This window comes from Promicromonospora sukumoe 327MFSha3.1 (assembly GCF_000385135.1).
Lineage (GTDB): Bacteria > Actinomycetota > Actinomycetes > Actinomycetales > Cellulomonadaceae > Promicromonospora > Promicromonospora sukumoe_B.
Genome location: NZ_ARQM01000016.1, coordinates 57,835 through 78,093, shown reverse-complemented (window position 1 = coordinate 78,093; position 20,259 = coordinate 57,835). Strand labels below are relative to the sequence as shown.

Below are 20,259 nucleotides of genomic sequence, written 5' to 3'. Positions count from 1 at the left end.
AGGCGGGGCTGATCAGGCGGTGGCCCGAGGCCGCATCGCGTCGATGATCCGGGTCCAGTTGTCGGCGCCGTGACCGTGCTCGCGGGCCCAGGTGTAGTACGCCCGGACCGCAGCCGGGAGGCCCGTGTCGACGCCCACCGCCTCGCTGGCCGCGACCACGTGGTCGGCGGTGGCGCCCATCATCGTGACCGTGCTCAGGTGGCCCGGGTGCTCGCCCGCCTCGAGCTGCGCCGCCGTGTCCTCGCCCGCGTCCAGCATCTCCGGGGTGCCGGTCAGGGTCTGCATCAGCTCCGGGAGCGCCGCCGTCGGCCGCAACCCGGCCGACTCCAGCAGCGCTGTGGCGTGCATCAGGCCGGCGAGCGCGGTGAGGAACACGTCGAGGTTGGCCTGGTACATGAGCTGCGCGAGCCCGGCGTCCTCTCCCAGGTAGCGCGGCGCGCCGATCGTGCCCAGCGCGTCCCGGTGCGCCTCCAGCGCGTCGGCCGGGCCGCTGTAGTAGACGTACGCCGCGTCGGTGCCGACCATCGGCGCGGGGTTCATCACGCCGCCCGTCAGGAAGCGCGCGCCGTGCTTCTCGGCCCAGGCCGCGCCCTCGCGGGTGCGGTCGGGCGAGTCGGAGCTGAGGTTCACGAGCGTGCGGCCCGCGAGCGCCGCCGTCGTGGGTCCGAGGATGTCGTACATCGCCTGGTAGTCGGTGAGGCTGAGGATCACCAGGTCGCTCGCGGCGACGGCGTCGGCGGGCGTCTCCGCGAGCCGGGCACCTGCCGCGACGACGTCGGCGGCGCGGCTCGGCGTCCGGTTCCAGACGGTGACGGGGTGGCCCGCGGCGAGGAGGGCGTGGACCATGGCCTGGCCCATGGGGCCCAGGCCGATGAGGGTGACAGAGGTGGTCATCGGAGGGCCTCCGCCCGGTCGTCGTGGTGGGTGCTCTCGGCCAGGTGGGCCCGCAGGCTCTCGTAGATCCTGGCGAAGCCCTCGGCGCCGTGCCCCTGGGCGATCTGCCCGCTGATCAGCTCCTGCACGGCCGCGACGGGTCCGGGCGCGACGCCCTGCTCCTCGCTCGCGCGGACGATGTGGCTCAGGTCCGAGAAGTCGAGGCTCTGCTGGCCGGGGGCCGTGTAGTCGCCGCCGTCGACCACGGCGGCGTCGTGCGCGAAGCCCGCCGTCATGGCGCTGAGGAACGGCGTGGCGCGCGCGGCGAACTCGGTGGCGGTCATGCCGGCGGAGCCGGCCATCGCGGCACCGTGCAGGAACCCCGCGAACATCGTGTACATGCCCGAGAGCAGCGCCAGGTCGAACAGCGAGGCCAGGCCGGGGTCGGCGCCGTCGTAGGTGCTGGTGCCCCAGCGGTCGAGCACGGGGAGCGCGGAGTCGAACACCTCCCGGGGGCCGCTGTACAGGATCGAGGCCTCGGCGGTGCCGATCATGGGCGGGGTCGCCATGATCGCGCCGTCGAGGTAGGCGACGCCGTGCTCAGCGGCCCAGCCGGCGAGCTCGCGGGCCTCGTTCGGCGTGGTGGTCGTGAGGTTCACCAGGGTGGCGCCCCGCAGGGTGCCGATCACGGGGTCGAGCGTCTCGTGCACGGAGGCGTGGTCCAGCAGGCAGGCGATCACCAGAGGGTGGGTCGTCACGGCGTCCGCGATGTCCGACGGCGCCGCGGCGCCCCGGGCGGCGAGGCCGGCGGCACGCGCGGGGGTGCGGTTCCAGACGGTCGTGGCGTGGCCGGCGTCGAGCAGCGCGGAGGCGAGGGCGCTGCCCATGGCGCCCAGTCCGAGCACCGTGACGCCGGTGCTCTCGGGGGTGGTCATGGTGGTTCTCCTCAGATCGATGGGGACCTGACCATGCTCACCGGGGGACGTACGATCGTGGAAGTACCCACTAATTACTGGGGTACTTACCTTTTGGTAAGTACCGAGGCAGAAGGAGCACGCGATGGCGAAGGCACCCCGCAACGGCCCCTACATCTGCGGCATCGACGCCGCCCTCGACGTGGTGAGCGGCAAGTGGAAGGGCCTGATCCTCTGGGAGCTCGACGAGCACGGCGTGCGGCGGTTCGCCGAGCTGCGCCGCGGGCTGCCGGGCGTGAGCGAGAAGATGCTGACCCAGCACCTGCGCGAGATGGAGGCGGACGGGCTCCTGACCCGCCGCGTGCACGCCGAGGTGCCGCCCCGCGTCGAGTACTCGCTCACCGAGCACGGCGCGGCGCTCAACGCGGCGCTCGCCCCGCTCGGCGCCTGGGGCGTGGACCGGATCCGCCGGGAGCGGTCCGAGCTGGTCGAGCACCGCGACGCGGCGGCGCTGCCGCGGCCGTAGGCTGCCGGCCCGGGTGGTCCGCGTGGAGCGGGCCCAGGTCAGGCCAGCGGCATCAGGCCGCGCTCGGCGAACACCTTCTTGGCGACGGCGACGGCGTTCAGGGCTCGCGGGAACCCGCAGTAGACCGAGCTGTGCAGGAAGACCTCGATGATCTGTTGCGGCGTGAGACCGACCTTCAGCGACGCGCCGATGTGCACCTCGAGCTGCGGTTCGCTGCCGCCCATCGCGGTGAGCATCCCAAGGGTCACGAGCTGCCGCTCCCGCGGGTCCAGCTCAGGCCGGGACAGGATGTCCCCGTAGCCCCACGCGACGATCTGGTGGCCGAGCTCGGGAGCGATGTCGGCCAGCGACTCGATGACGCCGTGGCCCGCGCCGTCGTGGTACGTATCGAGGGCCGCCTTGCCGGATGCGAATCTCTCCGCGCGCGACGTCTCGTTGTCCGTCATCGTTTTCTCCTCCTGGAATGCCGGCATGGGTGATGTGGGCTCGTTCGGTTGCCACCGGGGCAGACGCCTGTAGGCGTGAGGGCCAGTCCAGCCCATCGGCGGCGGGCGACGCAAGACCTCGCGGGTGATATATGCCCAGGTCAACCAGTCTTTCCGAGGCCACATTCCCCTCCGGGTTCGAGGGTGGCGCAGGTCAGGCGGCCCAACGTTCCTGGTCAGGGCCGAACCCGGCATCTCGGTACATCTCGACAGCCGTCGGGCCGCGCAGAAGAATCACCCTCATGGACGCGGCGTTGCGGGGAACGGCAGAGCGGGCGCTGGAGCGATCCCTAGGCCACCAGCGGTGGCGCGTCGACGGGGAGAAGGTCATCGCCACGTTCGCGTTTGGTGGCTCCCTCGCGATCAACGCGACGGCCTGGGAGGCCGGCGCCACGACCGGCCTCTGGCCCACGGTCGGGGTGGCGGTCCTGGCCCTGGCGGCCGTCGCGACGGTCGTGCTGTACATGGCCGACCGCATCCGCGAGCCGGACGTCACCGCCACGCTCGCCCGGTCCCGGCGCGAGGGCTGGGACGCGGCCAAGACCGACCTGGAGTTCTTCCGGGCCCTGTACGTCCGGGTCGCCTTCAACGAGCACGTGCTCCGGACGACGTACGTCCTGACCTGGGTGTGCGTGTCGCTCTCGGTGCTCGCCCTGGTCGCGGGCTCGCTGGCGATGCTCACGCTCCCGGCCGGGCGCTCATGAGGGACGACGGCCTCGGGCGGGCGGGCTGGGGACCGCTGCGCTGGCCGTGGGAACGGTGCTGGATCCGGCGAGCCGAGGAGGTGGTGGACCGGGAGCTGGCGCGGTGGACCGATCCGCCGGGGCCCGACCCGGACACGGCTGAAGTGGGCACGGCGGAACTGGCTCCGGACGATCCGGTCGCCGAGGGCGCCGAGAATTCCTGAGGGCTCGGACCTCCCGTTGGGCTAACTTCTTCCGGTGCACAGGGTGTCGGTGGTCGGAGCGTCCGGGTCGGGCAAGTCCACGTTCGCGCGCCGCCTGGCGGCCCACCTCGGCGTCGGCCACGTGGAGCTGGACGCGCTCTACTGGGGCCCGGGGTGGACGCCGCGCCCGCAGGAAGACTTCGTGCGGAACGCCGAGGCCGCCGTGGCCGGCGACGTGTGGGTGCTCGACGGCAACTACTCCGCGCTGCGGCCCGCGATCTGGGCCCGCGCCGACACCGTCGTCTGGATCGACCCGCCAAAGCCGCTCGTGCTCGCGCGGGTGTACCGCCGGACGCTGCTGCGCGCGATCGACCAGACCGAGCTCTGGCCGGGCACGGGCCTCCGCCAGCCCTGGACCGACGCGCTCGCGCCCTGGAAGCGGGACTCGATCGTCCGCTGGTCGCTGCAGCAGCTCAGACGGCACCCGCGGCACTTCGGGGACGCGATGAGCGCCCCCGAGAACGCCCACCTGACGTTCCACCGGCTGCGGTCGCGGCGGGAGGTGGAGGCGTTCTTCGACGGCGGTCACCCGTCGAGCCAGCAATAAGATCCGTGCATGCCCGCTGAAGACGAGCCCCACGAGGCGCGGCACATCCGTCGCCGGGGAGACCCGCCCGAGGGCACCCCGACCGACCGCCTGATGGACTCGCTGCGCGCGGAGTTCAGGGACCTCCGTGACCTCGCGGCCGAACTGCTCAAGGCTGCGCGCTGGCTGGCGAACAAGCTGTCAGGCCGCCGCGAGGCCTGACCCGCCGGGACCGATCCAGCCCGACCGAGCTACGCGTCGAAGTCGTAGCGCAGCACGTAGGAGCCCGCGTCCATCACCATGACGTTGACCTCGACCGGATCGCCCTGCTCGGTGACGGCGGTGCGCGTCAGCACGAAGACGGGCGTGCCGGCCGGGACGGCGAGCTCTTCGCTCTCAGCTTTGGTGGGCATGCGACCGACGATGTCCTCGCGGAAGTGCGCGGGAGCGTGCCCGAGCTCGGCCAGGCGGGCGTAGATGCCGCCCGGACCCGTCTCCTGCTCCAGCACCTGGCTTTCAGCGACGAGCTTCGCCGGGAGATATGAGGTCGCCACGATGACGGGCTTGCCGTCCAGCAGGTAACGCCGGCGACGGGTGGCGACCTTCGCGTCGCTGTCGAGGATGGCGGCGACGTCGGCAGGCGCATCGGCCTCCGCGACGATCTCGATGTGATCGACGGTCGGGCGACGACCGCTGGTCTCGTCGTCCCACACGCTGCGGCCGGCGTTCCACTTTCGCGCGCTCACGCGGCTGATGCCGTTGCGGACGATCGGGTCGAAGGACCGCACGAACACTCCGACACCGCGGCGAGTGGTCGTCAACCCTTCGGCCTGCAGCATCCCGAGCGCGCTGCGCACCGTCAGACGCGCAGCGCCGTAGTCCTCGATGAGCGAGTTCTCCCCGGGCAGCTGGTCGCCCGGCCCGTACTCCCCACGCTCGATGGCGTCGCGGAGCTCGGCCGCGATCGTCTCGGCCACCCCCTGCTTCGCATCTTTAGACATGGCTCAACCCTATGCGTCCCCTCCGGGACCGAGACAACTCGGTTCGGGCTCCTCCAGCGAACTTCTTTGTAGATGCGGTTGCCCTCTTTAAAGATGTGGGCCAGAGTGAGCGCTATCACCTCTTTAAAGATGTTTGCATCTCGCTCGAACAAGGGAGCAGTCATGGTGGTCGGTAGCGACGGAGGCGAATCGTGATCCCGGTGGAGCTGCTGGCCGTCTATGCGGTGTTCGACGTCATAGCTGCGGCGTGGGCGGTGATCGCATGGCGCCGCTGAACCGAGCTCTCGCGGACTCCGCGACACACGTCACGGCGCTGCTGGCGGAAGTTGGGGACAACAGGACTAAATGGGTCGAGGTGTTCCGCGATCACCTGGTGGTGCACCCGAGCCGGCGGTCAGAGGGCGCGGCGATCGCGGCACAGCTGGGGATCACGGTGGCGACCGACTATCCGGCGACCAGGCCGGGCTTCACACTGTGGACGGGTTCCTGGAACGACATGGACCTGTATGTCTACGGCGACCTTCGCGGCAGCACCCGCGAGGTCCGGTCGTGGCCGGTGTGACTGCCGGGCGCGCGACGTGGCCCGCGCCCGAGGGCCGGCGGCCGAGACGGAAGTATGAGCCTCCGTCCTGGCCGGGCACGGCGGAGGCGCAACGCGCGCACCAGTACGATCCCCCCATGTCTGCAGACGACGCGAAGCCCAAGGGCGAGCTCATCCGGCCTTCCGACGCCCAGCCCCCGGCCTCGTGGGCGGGACGTCAGGTCAACGTGTTCTGGACGCAGCTCGGACAGTTCCGCTATCTGGCCGCCGACGTACGCAAGGTCGGACGCTGGCTGACGGGCAAGCTGACGGGTCGCCCCGGGGCCTGACCTCCGCCGGCCCGGGTCAGGCGCTCAGCGCCGCGACGGTCAGGGTGCCCTCGTCGGCGTCGAGCTCGCACCGGACGCCGAGCGGCACGGACACCGGGTTCTCGATGTGCCCGAGCGGCAGCCCGGCGAGGATCGGCACGCCGAGCGAGCCCAGCCGGTCCCGGAGCACGTCGAGCACGTTCCAGCCGCGGTCCTCGTAGCCGTCGAAGCCTTCGAGCGAGCCCACGGCGACACCCGTGATGCCCGCGAGCGCCCCGGACAGGATGAGCTGGGTCAGCGGTCGGTCGACCATGCCCAGCCCGACCGTCCGGTTGATCTCCAGCAGCAGGACGTGGCCTGTGAGGTCGTTGTCGACGATGCCGACACTGCGTGCCAGCATCTCGAGGTTTCCGCCGAACAGCGGGCCCGAGGCCGTGCCCGACGTCGTGAGGTACGCGCCGTACTGGTCGCGATCGCTGCGCACGGGCTCCCCGGTCTCGCCGCGCAGGAGGTTCAGCACCGTCTCGGCCCGGGTCCCGGCCACCGCGCCATGGACCGACGGAACGCCGGCCTGGTGCCACACCTGGTGCAGCGCCGTGATGTCGCTGAACCCGATGAGCGGCTTGGGATCCGCCCGGAGCGCGTCGGTGTCGACGTCCGCCAGCAGCCGCAGGCTGCCGCAACCGCCACGCAGGGTCAGGATGGCGCGGACCTCCGGGTCCCGGATCGCGTCGTTGAGGTCGGCGGCGCGCTCGGCGTCACCGCCCGCCATGTAGCCGAGCCTGTTGTCGGCGTGCTTTCCGAGCCGCGCCTTGAACCCCCATGACTCGACGGTCGCGATGCTCTCGTCCACCCACGACTCGTCGCTCCAGCTCGCGGGCGAGACGAGGGCGACGACGTCGCCGGGCTCCAGCCTCTTGAGGGGTGCCAGGTCAGGTCGAAGCCGTGGGACGCGCGCCATGGCCCGGACGTTACCCGGTCTCACGCCCCGCCCTGACCGGCGGTGATGCCGTGCAGCAGGCCGGTCGTCTGCCCGATCTCGATGAGGTACCCGTCCGGGTCGCTCAGGTAGCACCGCAGCTCCGCACCGCGGTCCTGCGGCTCGGTGAGGAAGTGCGCGCCCTTCGCCCGCGCGTCGGCGTAGAACGCCGCGATGTCGGCGACGCGGACGTTGAGGAACGCGGAGACCGGGTCGCCGGGCTCGGGCGGCCGCAGGACGACGTCCGGCTTGTCGGGCGTGGGTCCGCCGCCGGGATTCATGATGATCCACGTGTTGGTGACCCGGACCGTCGCGGGGTTCTCCGCCCGGACCACCTGCCCGCCGAAGATCGCGGCGTAGAACTCCCGCGACACCTCGACGTCTCGCACGGTCAGAAAGTGGGTCACGACAAGCCCTTCAGTGGGCGCTGGGAAGTCGTCGACGGTCATCGCTGCTGCTCCTGTCCTCCGCGGCCCTCCACGGAGCCACACCGGTCGACGACCTGACCAGACGGGTACCGCATCTGTGACCGTGAGGCTCGGCCGTCGACCATGCACCTGCTGCCAGACCCGCCGTCGGACTGGCAGCAGGTGCATGGTCGGCAAATCGGAGGGCGCGCCGGTTGCCGTAACGCCCGGGCATGACGAAGGCCCCCGACCGCACAGCGTTGCGGTTGGGGGCCTTCAGGGTGCGGTAGCGGTGGGATTTGAACCCACGGTGGACTTTCACCCACACACGCTTTCGAGGCGTGCTCCTTAGGCCGCTCGGACACGCTACCTTCGCCCGCCACATCAGCAGCAGACCGTAGGAGGATACCCGGTCGGACCCCGGTTCCACGAATCGGTTCCCCGACGAGGCGATCCGGGCCCTCGGCACCCCGCCAGGAGCGCCCCGAAACCCCCGCGCCAGCGCCTTCCCAGCAACCACACAGAGAGCCACAGGCGTGGCCCAGCCGTGTCACAGGATGCGGATCGACCCGTGCGTTTGCCTGGTGTTCATCACCTCGCAACCCTCGGAGACCCGATGAACCAGCTCATGCTCTACGCGGTCGACCTCGTCGCCGTCACCATCCTGACCTTCGCGCTGTACTTCCCGCGGCACCGTCGGCGCGACCTCGTCGTCGCCTTCCTCGGCGTCAACGTGGGCGTGCTCGCGGTCTCCGCGACACTGTCCGCGAGCGCCGTCGCAGCAGGCCTGGGGCTCGGCCTGTTCGGCGTGCTGTCGATCATCCGGCTGCGCTCCACGGAGCTGTCGCAGCACGAGGTCGCCTACTACTTCGCGTCGCTCGCGCTCGGTCTGCTGGGCGGGCTGGGGACGAGCGCCGGTTGGCTCGGCCTCGCGGGCAGCGGCCTGATCCTCCTGGTCATGGCGCTGGCCGACCATCCCCGACTGTTCGCAAGGCACCACAGCGAGCTGGTGGTCCTGGACCGCGCGATCGCCGACCGGACCGAGCTGACGGCCCACCTGGAGCAGCTCCTGGGGGCGCGCGTGCACGCCCTGTCCGTGCAGCGCCTCGACCTCGTGAACGACTCCACCTGGGTGGACGTCCGCTACTCCGAGGCGCGCCGCCTGCCGATCCTGACCGACGACGGCACCGGCGCCCCCACCCTGCACGAGGGAACCGTCGCCGGCGGCCGCCCGGAGCTGGCGGCGGCCCGATGATCGCCGACCTCGCCCCCGTGACCCTCGACGAGCTGAACGACGCCGCCGCCCTCCAGACTCGCCGCGACCGCAAGTACGTGCTGACGCCGGACGAGCTGGACCGCCTGCTCGCGGGCCTGCCCCCGGCCCGGGTGCTCGAGATCGCCGGGTCCCGCTCGTTCGCCTACGACTCCACCTACTTCGACACCCCGGAGCTGGACGCGTACCGCCTCGCGGCGACGCGCCGCCGTCGGCGGTTCAAGGTCCGCACGCGGACCTACGTCGACACCGGGTCGTGCTTCGTCGAGGTGAAGACCCGCGCGGGCCGCGGCACCACGGTCAAGGAGCGGCAGCCGCACGACGACGCCGACCACCTCGGCGTCGCCCGCGCCTTCGTCTCGGACCGCCTGGCCGACGCCGGGGCGCCGTCGGCGCCGGTGCTCACCCCGACCCTGCGGTCGCGGTACCGCCGCACCACCCTGCTGCTCGACGACGCCCGCGTGACCCTCGACACCGGCCTGGTCTGGGACCTGCTGGGCCCCCGCGACGCCGTGCCCCCCGCAGACCGCGCCACCGCGCACCGCGCCGCCGCGCACCGGGCCGCCGCGATCGGCGACCTCGTGGTGGTCGAGACCAAGACCGCCGTGGGCTCCGGACCCTCGTCGGTCGACCGCCTGCTCTGGCGCGCCGGCCACCGCCCCGACCGCATCTCCAAGTACGCCACCGGGCTCGCCGTGCTGCGCCCCGACCTGCCGGACATGCCCTGGCGCCGCCTCGTCCGCCGTCGGCTCACGACAAGCCTGCCCGCCCCCGACAAACACATCCTGACCAGCGAGAGGACCTCCGCATGACGATCCGCCGACCCCGCCCCTTCCTGACCGCCGCGATCTCCGGCGCCCTGGTGCTCGGCGCCCTCGCCGGGTGCAGCACGACCGCCGCCGGATCCACGAACGGCACCGGCACGACCAGCACCACGACCATCTCCGAGGTCGCGACCACGGTCGACGACGCGCTGGCCGACGACGAGGACTACACCGAGCTCGCGGCCCTCGCCGACGAGACCTGGGACACCGCCGACGAGACCAGCGTCTCGCTGGACGGCGACAGCGCCACCGTCTCGGGCGACGGCGCCACCGCCGACGGCTCCACCGTGACCATCTCCGCGCCGGGCACCTACCGGATCAGCGGCACGCTCGACGACGGCCAGATCGTGGTGACGTCCGAGGCGGACGGCCTGGTCCGGATCGTGCTCGACGGCGCCGACATCACCAGCTCGACCGGCTCCGCGATCGCCGTCACGCAGGCCGACGACGTGTCGGTGGTGCTCGCGGACGGCTCGTCCAACAGCCTGACCGACGCCGAGACCTATACCGACACCAGCGACGACGCCCCCAACTCCGCCCTCTTCTCGGCCGACTCGATGGTCATCTCGGGCACCGGGTCGCTGGCGGTCACCGGCCGCTCGAACGACGGCATCGCCTCCAAGGACGGCCTCGTCATCGCGGGCGGCGACATCACCGTCACCGCGGTCGACGACGGCGTCCGCGGCAAGGACTTCCTGGTCGTCACCGACGGCACCCTCGACGTCGACGCCGCGGACGACGGCCTGAAGGCCGACAACGAGGACGGCACCAACGACGACGGCGAGACCGTCGGCTACGCGGCCCTGCTCGGCGGCACCGTGACCGTCGCGGCCGGCGACGACGGCGTGCACGCCGAGAGCGACCTCGTGATCGACGGCGCCACGGTCACCGTCTCCGAGTCCGTCGAGGGCATCGAGGGCGCGCGCATCCTGGTCGCGAGCGGCACGGTGGACGTCACGTCGTCCGACGACGGCTTCAACGCCGCGGGCGGCACGAGCACGACGACCGACGAGGCCACGACGTCCGACGACACCGCGACGTCCGACCAGGCCGCGGACGCCGCCCCCGAGCCCCCTGCCGACGGAGAGATGCCCGAGGGAGGCGAGCCGCCGGCGTCGGGCACCATGCCGGAGGGCGAGCCGCCGCAGGGCGGCGGAGGTGGCGGGGGCGGCGGCATGCCGGGCGAGGCGGCCGGCGACTTCTCGCTGGTGATCACGGGCGGCGACGTCACGGTCGACGCCGGCGGCGACGGCCTCGACTCGAACGGCACGCTGACGGTCTCGGGCGGCGACGTGACGGTCTTCGGCCCGTCCACCGGCGGCAACGGCACCCTCGACAGCGCCGGGGCGCTCACGGTGGACGGCGGCACGCTGCTCGCCGTCGGCACGTCGAGCATGCTGCAGACGCCGGGCGACGGCTCGGAGGGCTGGGTCGCGGCGACCTTCGACACCCTGACGGCGGGCACGGAGCTGACCGTGGCCGACGCGTCGGGCACGACCGTGGCCGAGGTGACGCTGACCAAGGACACGCAGTCGGTCGTCCTGGCCTCCGCGGACGTGACGAGCGGCGAGACGTACACGGTCCAGGCGGACGGCTCGGACCTCACGACCGCGACGGCGGGCGAGTCCCCGGCCACCACCGGCATGCCCTGACCGGCGGCCGTCCCGGGGCCCGCGCGGCCCCGGGACGGCCGCTGTTTCGGGCTGTCATTTCTCGGGGGGCGCGGGGTAGTGTTCCCGACACCGCTGAGGGAGGACACCGATGCCCGCGCCCACGCTCTTCGACTACTCGGACCACAGTCCGTACTCGAACCCCGGAAACCACACCGGATACTTCACCGAGCTGAGTACCGACCCGGAAGCACTGCACCAGTTCGTCTGCACGGCCGTGGTCCACTACCGGGCCGGCGGCCCGACGCTGACCGAGGCGCAGCGGACCGATCCCGACCGCCGCTGGCTGACCTCCATCCTGGACGCCGCGGAGCTGCGCGCACCGCTGGACGGACCGCGCACGAAGGCGCAGCAGGTCGCCGGGTGCTGCCGCGACCACACGCTCCTGTCGCTCGGCGTGCTGCGCACGCACGACGTCCCGGCGCGGTCCCGGATCGGCTTCGCCACGTACTTCTCGCCGGGCTGGAACGCCGACCACGTGGTGGGCGAGCGCTGGGACGGCAAGCGCTGGCTGCGGTTCGACCCCGAGCTGGACCAGAAGGACTTCGACTTCGACGTGCACGACATGCCGACGGGGCCGGAGTCGCCGTTCGTGACGGCGGCCGAGGCGTGGCTGGCGATCCGCGCCGGCACCGTGGACCCGGCGACGTTCGGTGTCACCGCGGAGGTCTCCTACCTGCACGGCAAGGACTTCGTGCGTTCCTACGTGCTGTACGAGGTGGCGCACCGGCACCGCGACGAGCTGCTCCTCTGGGACTTCTGGGGACCGCAGCTCGGCACGGCGTCCGTCCGCGAGGCCGCCGACGGCCAGGCCGCGGCGTGGGTCCAGGAGGCGGGCCTGCCCGGCGCGGACATGTCCGACGCCGAGTTCGACGCCGTGGCCGACGAGCTCGCCTACCTGCTCGTCGCCGCCGACTCCGGGGACGGTGAGGCGGCCGACCAGCTCGCCGAGCTGTACCGCGGGGACCAGCGACTGCGCCCCGGCAACCGCGTGCTCACGCTGTCGCCGACGGGCCACGACGGCATCACGGACCTGACGACCCGCTAGCCGCACGTGTCAGACGTACAGGTCACCGGAGTGATCTGTGCGTCTGACACGGGGCGTCAGGCGGGCGGGGGCAGGCGGCGGACCAGCTCGGTCAGGACGTCGCTCGTACCCGAGTCGATCTTGACGGTCGCGTACTTGTCGCCGCGGGTGATGCCGCGGTTGACGATCACGACCGGCTTGCCCGCCTCGGCCGCGTGCCGCACGAACCGGAGCCCGCTCATCACCGTCAGGGACGACCCGGCGACGAGCAGCGCGTCGGCGGAGTCGACCAGCGCGAACGCCCGGTCCACCCGCTCGCGCGGCACGTTCTCGCCGAAGTAGACGATCTCCGGCTTGAGCACACCCCCGCAGAACTCGCAGGGCGCCGGCTTGAAGTGCGCGGTCGACTCGATGACGGCGTCGGCGTCGGGCGCGATCTCGATGTCCGCGACGTCGCCCACGGACTCCAGGAAGCCGGGGTTGAGCTCGGTGAGCCGCTCGGCGAGGTGGGTCCGGGAGATCACCCGGCCGCAGGTCAGGCAGATCACGCGGTCGTAGCGTCCGTGCAGGTCGATGACGTTGCGGGAGCCCGCGTCCTCGTGCAGCAGGTCCACGTTCTGCGTGATGATCCCGGTCAGCAGCGCGCGCTCCTCGAGCTCGACGAGCGCGCGGTGCCCGGCGTTCGGCGCGGTGCGATCCACGTGCTGCCAGCCCACGTGGTTGCGCGCCCAGTAGTGCCGGCGGAACTCCTCGTCGCCCACGAACTGCTGGTACGTCATCGGGTTGCGCGGCGGGGAGTCGGGGCCGCGGTAGTCGGGGATGCCGGAGTCGGTCGAGATCCCGGCGCCCGTGAGTGCGGTGAACCGGAGGCCCGAGAGCACGTCCACGGCGTCGTCCACGGTGGTGCGGGCGACCTCGACGGCCTCGGGCTGCCAGGTGGTGGGGCGGGCTTGAGGAAACACCCTCTGAGGGTATGCCGCCCACGCCCTGCCGCACCCGAGGTGTGTTTCATTTCGCACCGCCTCGCATCCCGCTAGCCTGGGATCTCTTTGCACGGGAGCAGGAGGGGACCGCGTGAGCGACTCAGCGATTTCAAGGATCGACAGCACCCTCGCGGGCGACGACTTCGCCTGGTCCGTGACCCTGGTCGGCGAGGACCAGTCGGACAAGCTCGCGACCCTCGCCCAGTACCTCGACGACGGCCACTCGACGTCCGGCGACGGCAAGCGCGTCCCGTCCGGGTACGCCTACTGGGGCATCGGCCCGACGATCGCCTGGTTCAATGCCTCCAACGACCCGACCTACATGGTGATCAAGGTCGGCACCGAGATGTTCCGCCGGCAGTGGCGCAGTCTCTCGCCGCTGGTCACGGACGAGTGCGTGCACCTGGTGAGCCTCGGCGTCGGCACCGGGGCCAAGGACGGCATGTTCCTGGAGACGATGCACCAGGCCAACCCCTCGATGTTCTATGTGCCCGTCGACATGAGCGCCGAGATGCTCCGGACCGGGTCGCGCACCGCCGTGCGCGACGCGCACTTCCCCCTGGACCGGTCGCTGGGCCTGCAGATCGACCTGTCGCTGGACGGCAACCTCGAGGAGCTCAAGCAGTTCCTGGACCGCCTCGTGGGCGACGAGGCGATCCTCTTCTCGCTCGTCGGCAACACGGTCGCCAACTTCGACGACGACGCGGAGTTCCTCGACGGCATCGCCAAGGTGCTGCGCCCGCAGGACCGGATGCTCGTCGAGTTCGCCACCACGGAGAGCCTGGCCGAGGACGCCGTCCACGCCGCCGAGGCCGAGTACCGCCAGACCCGCGGGTTCGTCGAGTTCGTGGCGAGCGCCGTCCGCTACAACACCGACCTCAAGATCGACCTGGAGCAGGTCCGGTTCACCGGGGCGGTCGACGACGAGAGCATCCTGCTCAAGGTGTTCTGGCAGAACGTCGGCAGCGAGACCCTCCGCATGGCCATCCCCGGCAGCCGGCCCGTGCACCTCAAGCCGCTGGACACCATCCGCCTGTACACGACGCGCAAGTACACGACCGAGCGGATCGACAAGCTGGTCGCCGACGCCGGCCTGCGGACCACCCACGTGCAGCGGGAACGCTTCCGGTACACGCGGCGGCAGAACCCGTTCGGGCTCGAGCTGCGCCTCCTGGCGCCCGACGAGAACGCGCCGACGGCCCTGCCCGCGTTCGACGTATGGAAGTGACCCGGGCGGCACAAGCGGTCCGGGCGCGCGTGCGCCTGGCGCGGCGGCGGGTCGCGGGGGCATGGTCGGACCGGCGCTGGGCCCGACGACGGCGCGTGACCGTCGCCGCCGTGACCTACACCCTGCTGGCGGTCGCGTTCGTGCTGGGCGTCCTGTGGATCCTCGGCATCGGCCCCGAGTGGGAGCCGTGGGTCAACTCGCTGACCCTGCTGGCGGGCGTCACCGGGCTCGTCGTGGAACGGCAGAACGCCGAGACGGAGCGCCGCTCGGAGCTGGTCGCCTCGGTGATCTTCGAGCTGCGGCAGAACCGCGTGATCGTGGAGCGCCGGCTCGCCGGGCTCCGGACCGGCGGCGACCGGGCCCTCTCGGTGAGCCCCCGGCTCGCACTCTCGGCGGTCGACGTCGCGCTCGCCTCCGGCGTGCTCAGCCGGGCGCCGGACAGCGCGCTCGTCGAGAAGCTGCACCGCTGGCGGGAGCGGGTCCAGGGGTACAACTGGCGCCGGGACCTCACCGAGTTCGAGCTCATGATCGTCAAGTACCAGGACCGGCCGGACGCCGTCGCGAACATGTCCAGCCTGGCCAACGAGCGGCTCTACCTGCTGCGACTGCGCACGCTGCTCGACCAGCTGCACGCGACCCTGCCGCAGGTCTGACGCGGGTGCGGCCCGGGTCCGTCCCGGGCCGCGACGGCCGGCGCTCAGCCCCGCCGGGCCTCGAAGAACGCGCGGAGCAGCGCGCCGCACTCGTCCTCGCGGAACCCGCCGAGCACCTCGACCTCGTGCAGCGCCCGCTGGTCGCGGACCAGGTCCCAGACCGATCCGGTGGCCCCCGCCTTGGGGTCCCACGCGCCCAGGACCAGCCGCCGCACCCGGGACTGCACGAGCGCCCCGGCGCACATGGGGCAGGGCTCCAGGGTCACCACGAGGGTGCAACCGGTCAGACGCCACTCGCCGCGGGCCGCTGCCGCGGCCCGCATCGCGAGCACCTCGGCGTGCGCGGTCGGGTCCCCGGTCGCCTCCCGCTCGTTGTGCCCGACGCCGATCACCCGGCCCGCGTCGTCGAGCACCAGAGCACCGACCGGCACGTCGCCGGTGTCGAGGGCGTGGCGGGCCTCGTCGAGCGCGACGCCCATCCACCGCTCCCAGTGGGCGCGGCGCTCGGCGGCGCTCAGGCTTGCGGTGTCAGACACACAGGTCACCCTAGTGACCTGTGTGTCTGACAACGCGGCGGAGTGTGGGACTGGCGACTTTCCGGGCCTCCGCACCGTCGGGGCGCACGGCCGCCCGGTAGCGTTGCCCCCATGCGCCTTCACGTCGTCGATCACCCCCTGGTGGCCCACAAGCTGACCGTCCTGCGGGACGAGACCACGGACTCGCCCACCTTCCGCCTGCTGGTGGACGAGCTGGTCACGCTCCTGGCCTACGAGGCCACCCGCGAGATCGCCACCGAGCCGCACGAGGTGAAGACGCCGATCACCACCATGACCGGCACCCGCCTCGCGTCGCCGCCGCCGCTCGTGGTGCCGATCCTGCGCGCCGGCCTGGGCATGCTGGACGGCATGAGCCGCCTGCTGCCGACGGCGGAGGTCGGGTTCCTCGGCCTCGTGCGCGACGAGGAGACGTTCAAGGCCGTCACGTACGCCAACCGCCTGCCCGACGACCTGACCGGCCGGCACGTGTTCCTGATCGACCCGATGCTCGCCACGGGCGGCACCCTGGTCGCCGCGATCGACTACGTGCTCGAGCGCGGCGCGCGCGAGGTCACGGCGGTCTGCCTGCTGGCCGCCCCGGAGGGCATCGCCCTGCTGGAGGAGCACGTGGGCGACCGCGCCAACCTGTCCGTCGTGGTCGCGGCCGTGGACGAGCGCCTCAACGAGAAGGCCTACATCGTGCCCGGCCTGGGCGACGCCGGGGACCGGCTGTACGGCATCGTCTGACGCCTGCGGCCGGGCCTGGTGCCCGGCCCGCGCGTCAGGCCTCGGGGTTCCGGGTCTCGCAGGTGCCGTCGAGCTTCATCCACCGCAGCCAGTTGCTGGCCGTCGGCGCGTTGGCCGGGGACCGCTTGAAGTAGGCAGCCTGCTCTGTGTCGGCAGCCTGCTCGGTAGCGCTCGTCGTGTCCGTGCCCGCCGACGGCTCGGCGTCGGGCGTGGCGGCCTCGCCCGGGTCGGGCTCGCAGGTCGGCTCGGGCAGCACGCACTGCTTGCCCTGGACGGCGAACGACTGCTCGACGGTGAACGTCCGGCCCTCCACGACGCGGGTCAGCCGCACGGTGACGTTGCTGTCAAGGCTGAACAACGGCTGCCGGTTGAGCTCGAACGTCGTCGTTCCGGCGGGGACGGCCAGCTCCTTGCTCTGCTCACCGGTCCCCTCGTGGATCAGCAGCCCGGTCCACTCCCGGCCGGTCCGGTTGTCCACCGTCGCCTTGATCTGCACGTCCTGGCCGACGCACTCGGCCACGGTCGTCACGTCGAGCTTGTCCTTGGCCGGCCAGGTGACCTCGGCGCAGGACTTGAAGCTGACGTCGAGCGGCCCGAACGTCTGCCCGCCCGCGATCACGGTCACGGCGTCGGTGCCCCAGACGACCGGGAACTCGATCGCCTCGGTGGTCCCTGGGGCGACGGTGCGGGTGATGTCCCCGACGTGGAACCGCACGTTCAGGTTCGAGGCCGTGTTGTCCGCCGTGAACTGGAACCTCTGCACCGAGCGGTCGTTCTCGGCATCGAACGTGCAGACGCCCGTGGCCAGGGGCCGATCGCTGCCCAGGGCCGGAGCGATCCTCCCCTCCCCGAAGGGCTGGGTGGGGTTGCTGGCGGGGGCGATCGGGTCGGCGGCCAGGTCACCGTCGGCGTCCGCCACCTCGCGCGTGAGGTGGAACGTGGCCTCGCCCTCGGGCATGTGCGAACGCTTGGTGTCCACCGACAGGTCCACCGTGCCGCCCGCCGCCACCGGTCGCTTGACCGACGTGACCGCGCCGTCGCCCACCGGCACGGACATCACGACGAACAACGACTCGGTCGTCGTGTTGGTGATCGTGGCCCGGACGCCCACCGTGCCGCCCACGTTGGCGATCTCGGCGGTCGTCTCGACGTCCCACGCGGGCTTGTAGCAGTCGGCCGCCTTGTGGTCGCCGGCGCCGACACGGGTCTCGTACGAGTTGCCGTCCACCGACGTGGCCAGCACGAAGACGGCCTGGCCGGCCGGCACGCGCATGCCGTCGTGCACGGCGATCTCCACGGACTCGCCCGGCGCGACGTCCTTGCCGTTCGACTCGCTGTTCCCGGCCGCCTGCAGGGTGACCCGGACCTTGCGGTCGGTCGTGTTCCGGTAGGTGCCGGTCACCATCGCGTCGGCCTTGTCCACGCCACCCTCGGCGTAGCAGGACGCCGTGACGGTGCCCACGCCCGCGGAGGCGTTGGCCCAGGCCGAGGTCGCGACGAGCGTCGCGGAGGACGCACGGGCGGACCCGTCGAGGACCGGCCGGACGTTCACCACCCCGAGCTGGGCCGGCTGCGCCGACTTCGCCGCCTCGGTGGCGGTGGTGATGTTCAGCGGCACGTCGACGGTCGCACCCGGCTCGAGCGACACGGAGGACGCGTAGGCGGCGTCGAGCGGCTTACAGAGCCAGGCGTTCGGCATGTCACCGGCCGAGCACGTGAGCTGGGACTGTGCGGACGCGGGCCGCACGCCGTCGGGCAGCGACACGGCAACCGCCCAGCCACCGGCCGTCACCGCGCGGTCACCCGTGCTGACCAGGGAGACGGGCAGCGAGGCGGAACCGGGGCTGGCGAGCGAGACGTCCGTGGTCTGCGCCGACAGCTCCTGGCCGAACGGGGCCACGGTGCGGCCCGGCAGGTCCACGCTCATCGCCTGGAGGCCGTCGGCCCAGACCTTGGCGGCCACGGGGTAGTCGCCCCCGGCGTTGGCCTGCACGGAGGTGACCACGGTGCGCGCAGCGCCCGGTGCGAGCTCGCCGATCGGGCAGAGCAGCACGTTCGCCTGCTCCGTCGGCATGCAGGACGCCGGGGCGGCGGGCTGGGCGCCCTCGGTCGCTGACGCGCTGGGCGAGGCGCTCGGCGAGGTCTGCGTCTCGCCGGTGGGCGCGCCCACCGACGCGTCGGCATCGGCCTTGGTCTCGGGCGTGCCGCCCGCCGTGGGCGTGACCTGCGGGGCAGGCGTCGCACTCGCCGTCGTCGACTCGGTCGCGGAGATCAGGCGGCCGCTGCCGACACCGGTGCCGAAGGAACCGTTCGGCTTCGTCGCGGCGAGCCCGTCCGGCAGGGTGACCTCCATCTGGGCGCCCGTGGCGGGGGCCTTGCCCGTGTTCTCCACCGTGAACGTCAGGTCCTGGGACTCCCGCGGGGTCAGCGGCTGGCCGGCGTCGGCGTAGTTCACCGTGAGGTAGGCGGTGTCCGCGCTGGGCACCAGGTCGGTGGGCTGCACGCCGTCGTCGCCGTCACGGACGCCCTCGGTGTCGCCGCCCGGCAGCTCCCGGCCGTCGTGCGTGGCGATCACGGTGTCGATGAACGTCTCGGCCTCGGGCGGCGCGGTGATCTGCAGCGCCGCGACCAGGCCGACCGCGGCGACGGCGAGCGCGCCCGCGGCAACGCTCCCACCCGTGGCGGCGGCCGCGGCGGACGCGACAGCGCCCGCCGTGCCGGAGACGGCGGTGGACATGGCGCCGGAGAACGAGCTGGTCGAGGCCGCGCCCACGGTCGAGGCGGTCTGCGCGCCGCCCGCGACGGCGCCGGCCTTGGCCGCGCCCGCGATGACCAGGCCGCCGATCGGGGCGCCCGCGCCGACCAGCGCGAGGCCGCCGGCGCCGAGCACCAGCGGGGCGATGACGGTCTTCATGCCGTGCGCGACGTCGTGCAGCTCGAGCACCAGGGCGCTGCAGGTGGCGCAGGTCGAGAGGTGCTCGTCGATCTTCGTGGTCTCGCGCTTGGACAGGCTGGCGCGGACGTACCCGCCGAGCAGCGGGTTGACGGTGCGGCAGGTGTCCGACGGCGAGTGGCTCAGGTGCTGCTGCAGGTACCCCGCCCGCAGCGCCTCCTTGGCCCGGTAGAGCAGAGCGGACACGCCGTTGGGGCTCAGGCCCAGCACGGGCGCGACCTGGGCGGGCTTGAGCTCGTCGACGAGGACGTACCAGAGCACCTCGCGCCACCGCTCGGGCAGGTCGACGTAGGCCTTGGCGATCACGCTGCGCTCGAAGCCCGCGAGCGCGGGGTCGTCCTTGGAGGCCACCCGGCCGAGCACGGACTCGATCTCGTCGTCGGTGCTGGGTCGCGTACGCGCGGCACCGCGCGAGACGTCGAACGACCGGTGGCGGACCATCGTGTACAGGTAGGGGCGGAAGCCGGCGTCGGGGCCGACCCCGCGGCGCAGCATCTCGAACAGCTTGCTGAAGGCGTCGGCCACGACGTCCTCCGCGTCAGCGGCCGGGACGTACTGCCGGGCGAGGGCCCGAGCGGCTGCCGAGTGGCGCTCGTAGAGCACACCAAAAGCGTCGCGGTCACCTGACCTGACCTGCAGGATCAGTTCCGCGTCGCTCGGGGTCTCACCGGTGCTGCTCTCGACTTGCCTCACGTCTACCCAGACTCTCGCGGTGGTCGCGGTGCGGTTGACTGTCGCCGTTCTGCCAAGACTATAGAGCCAAGTGGACGATTTAGGGGGTGGAATTCCACATTCCTGGGTGACGACCGGGTGAAGTCCGGTACACCGCCCCCGAAGGTGCGTCATGATGTATCCCCGT

Annotated in this window: 22 protein-coding genes and 1 tRNA gene; 13 read left to right on the top strand and 10 right to left on the bottom strand. The window is 72.1% G+C overall.

Annotated features, from left to right (window positions below; all coding sequences use genetic code 11):
- Nucleotides 1-12 precede the first annotated feature (12 nt).
- Together H291_RS0125265 and H291_RS31650 are read right to left on the bottom strand one after the other, a co-directional pair.
- Nucleotides 13-894 carry an NAD(P)-dependent oxidoreductase gene (locus H291_RS0125265; RefSeq protein WP_020017818.1) on the bottom strand — a complete coding sequence of 294 codons (882 nt, stop codon included), beginning with the start codon at nucleotides 892-894 and terminating at the stop codon, nucleotides 13-15.
- On the bottom strand, nucleotides 891-1,808 hold the full coding sequence (locus tag H291_RS31650) for an NAD(P)-dependent oxidoreductase (protein ID WP_020017817.1): 918 nt from the start codon (nucleotides 1,806-1,808) through the stop codon (nucleotides 891-893). The genes H291_RS0125265 and H291_RS31650 overlap by 4 nt, the downstream gene beginning before the upstream one ends.
- Before the next feature lie 124 nt (nucleotides 1,809-1,932).
- Here H291_RS31650 and H291_RS0125255 point away from each other — a divergent pair, with 124 nt between their 5' ends.
- Nucleotides 1,933-2,313, top strand: a complete 381-nt coding sequence (locus tag H291_RS0125255; protein WP_020017816.1) for a winged helix-turn-helix transcriptional regulator — start codon at nucleotides 1,933-1,935, stop codon at nucleotides 2,311-2,313.
- Nucleotides 2,314-2,351: 38 nt separating this feature from the next.
- Here H291_RS0125255 and H291_RS0125250 read toward each other — a convergent pair whose 3' ends face one another.
- The gene (locus tag H291_RS0125250; protein WP_020017815.1) at nucleotides 2,352-2,759 is read right to left on the bottom strand and encodes a carboxymuconolactone decarboxylase family protein; all 408 of its coding nucleotides are present in this window, start codon (nucleotides 2,757-2,759) and stop codon (nucleotides 2,352-2,354) included.
- A 281-nt stretch (nucleotides 2,760-3,040) separates the two neighbouring features.
- On the opposite strand from H291_RS0125250, the gene H291_RS0125245 reads away from it, so the two are divergent.
- The 3 genes from H291_RS0125245 (at nucleotide 3,041) to H291_RS0125230 (ending at nucleotide 4,492) form a co-directional block, all read left to right on the top strand.
- Complete coding sequence (locus H291_RS0125245) at nucleotides 3,041-3,502, top strand: hypothetical protein (protein WP_020017814.1); 462 nt, start codon at nucleotides 3,041-3,043, stop codon at nucleotides 3,500-3,502.
- A gap of 237 nt (nucleotides 3,503-3,739) precedes the next feature.
- Nucleotides 3,740-4,291 carry an AAA family ATPase gene (locus H291_RS0125235; protein ID WP_026366124.1) on the top strand — a complete coding sequence of 184 codons (552 nt, stop codon included), beginning with the start codon at nucleotides 3,740-3,742 and terminating at the stop codon, nucleotides 4,289-4,291.
- Between the two features lie 9 nt (nucleotides 4,292-4,300).
- Nucleotides 4,301-4,492, top strand: a complete 192-nt coding sequence (locus tag H291_RS0125230; protein WP_020017811.1) for a hypothetical protein — start codon at nucleotides 4,301-4,303, stop codon at nucleotides 4,490-4,492.
- A gap of 29 nt (nucleotides 4,493-4,521) precedes the next feature.
- Here the strand turns inward: H291_RS0125230 and H291_RS0125225 are convergent, their stop codons facing one another.
- A complete protein-coding gene (locus tag H291_RS0125225; protein ID WP_020017810.1) occupies nucleotides 4,522-5,247 on the bottom strand; it encodes a GntR family transcriptional regulator in 726 nt (241 codons plus the stop codon).
- 286 nt (nucleotides 5,248-5,533) lie between these two features.
- Here H291_RS0125225 and H291_RS0125215 point away from each other — a divergent pair, with 286 nt between their 5' ends.
- Both H291_RS0125215 and H291_RS0125210 read left to right on the top strand, forming a co-directional pair.
- On the top strand, nucleotides 5,534-5,833 hold the full coding sequence (locus H291_RS0125215; protein ID WP_020017809.1) for a hypothetical protein: 300 nt from the start codon (nucleotides 5,534-5,536) through the stop codon (nucleotides 5,831-5,833).
- A 116-nt stretch (nucleotides 5,834-5,949) separates the two neighbouring features.
- Nucleotides 5,950-6,141 carry a hypothetical protein gene (locus H291_RS0125210; protein WP_020017808.1) on the top strand — a complete coding sequence of 64 codons (192 nt, stop codon included), beginning with the start codon at nucleotides 5,950-5,952 and terminating at the stop codon, nucleotides 6,139-6,141.
- Nucleotides 6,142-6,157: 16 nt separating this feature from the next.
- Here H291_RS0125210 and H291_RS0125205 read toward each other — a convergent pair whose 3' ends face one another.
- The 3 genes from H291_RS0125205 to H291_RS0125195 form a co-directional block, all read right to left on the bottom strand.
- Nucleotides 6,158-7,081, bottom strand: coding sequence for a S66 peptidase family protein (locus H291_RS0125205; RefSeq protein ID WP_020017807.1), 924 nt, complete (start codon nucleotides 7,079-7,081; stop codon nucleotides 6,158-6,160).
- A 20-nt stretch (nucleotides 7,082-7,101) separates the two neighbouring features.
- Nucleotides 7,102-7,506, bottom strand: coding sequence for a VOC family protein (locus tag H291_RS0125200; RefSeq protein ID WP_020017806.1), 405 nt, complete (start codon nucleotides 7,504-7,506; stop codon nucleotides 7,102-7,104).
- Nucleotides 7,507-7,790: 284 nt separating this feature from the next.
- A tRNA-Ser gene (locus H291_RS0125195) sits at nucleotides 7,791-7,877 on the bottom strand.
- Nucleotides 7,878-8,122: 245 nt separating this feature from the next.
- Between H291_RS0125195 and H291_RS0125190 the strand changes: the two genes are divergently transcribed.
- The 4 genes from H291_RS0125190 (at nucleotide 8,123) to H291_RS0125175 (ending at nucleotide 12,321) form a co-directional block, all read left to right on the top strand.
- A complete protein-coding gene (locus H291_RS0125190; RefSeq protein WP_020017805.1) occupies nucleotides 8,123-8,761 on the top strand; it encodes a DUF4956 domain-containing protein in 639 nt (212 codons plus the stop codon).
- On the top strand, nucleotides 8,758-9,591 hold the full coding sequence (locus H291_RS0125185) for a polyphosphate polymerase domain-containing protein (RefSeq protein WP_020017804.1): 834 nt from the start codon (nucleotides 8,758-8,760) through the stop codon (nucleotides 9,589-9,591). The genes H291_RS0125190 and H291_RS0125185 overlap by 4 nt, the downstream gene beginning before the upstream one ends.
- The gene (locus tag H291_RS31645) at nucleotides 9,588-11,255 is read left to right on the top strand and encodes a carbohydrate-binding domain-containing protein (RefSeq protein WP_020017803.1); all 1,668 of its coding nucleotides are present in this window, start codon (nucleotides 9,588-9,590) and stop codon (nucleotides 11,253-11,255) included. Before H291_RS0125185 ends, H291_RS31645 begins: the two co-directional genes overlap by 4 nt.
- A gap of 109 nt (nucleotides 11,256-11,364) precedes the next feature.
- The gene (locus H291_RS0125175) at nucleotides 11,365-12,321 is read left to right on the top strand and encodes a transglutaminase domain-containing protein (RefSeq protein WP_020017802.1); all 957 of its coding nucleotides are present in this window, start codon (nucleotides 11,365-11,367) and stop codon (nucleotides 12,319-12,321) included.
- Nucleotides 12,322-12,377: 56 nt separating this feature from the next.
- On the opposite strand, the gene H291_RS0125170 is transcribed toward H291_RS0125175, so the two are convergent.
- Nucleotides 12,378-13,199 (bottom strand): Sir2 family NAD-dependent protein deacetylase, encoded by an 822-nt coding sequence (locus H291_RS0125170; RefSeq protein ID WP_020017801.1) that lies wholly within the window; start codon nucleotides 13,197-13,199, stop codon nucleotides 12,378-12,380.
- A 175-nt stretch (nucleotides 13,200-13,374) separates the two neighbouring features.
- On the opposite strand from H291_RS0125170, the gene H291_RS0125165 reads away from it, so the two are divergent.
- Nucleotides 13,375-14,511, top strand: a complete 1,137-nt coding sequence (locus tag H291_RS0125165) for an L-histidine N(alpha)-methyltransferase (RefSeq protein ID WP_020017800.1) — start codon at nucleotides 13,375-13,377, stop codon at nucleotides 14,509-14,511.
- Nucleotides 14,502-15,164 (top strand): hypothetical protein, encoded by a 663-nt coding sequence (locus H291_RS0125160; protein ID WP_157237341.1) that lies wholly within the window; start codon nucleotides 14,502-14,504, stop codon nucleotides 15,162-15,164. Before H291_RS0125165 ends, H291_RS0125160 begins: the two co-directional genes overlap by 10 nt.
- 44 nt (nucleotides 15,165-15,208) lie before the next feature.
- Here H291_RS0125160 and H291_RS0125155 read toward each other — a convergent pair whose 3' ends face one another.
- Complete coding sequence (locus tag H291_RS0125155; protein ID WP_020017798.1) at nucleotides 15,209-15,643, bottom strand: nucleoside deaminase; 435 nt, start codon at nucleotides 15,641-15,643, stop codon at nucleotides 15,209-15,211.
- 168 nt (nucleotides 15,644-15,811) lie between these two features.
- Between H291_RS0125155 and upp the strand changes: the two genes are divergently transcribed.
- On the top strand, nucleotides 15,812-16,447 hold the full coding sequence (upp, locus tag H291_RS0125150) for a uracil phosphoribosyltransferase (protein WP_026366119.1): 636 nt from the start codon (nucleotides 15,812-15,814) through the stop codon (nucleotides 16,445-16,447).
- A gap of 34 nt (nucleotides 16,448-16,481) precedes the next feature.
- Here the strand turns inward: upp and H291_RS33005 are convergent, their stop codons facing one another.
- A complete protein-coding gene (locus H291_RS33005; RefSeq protein WP_198012585.1) occupies nucleotides 16,482-20,093 on the bottom strand; it encodes a sigma-70 family RNA polymerase sigma factor in 3,612 nt (1,203 codons plus the stop codon).
- Between the last annotated feature and the right edge of the window lie 166 nt (nucleotides 20,094-20,259).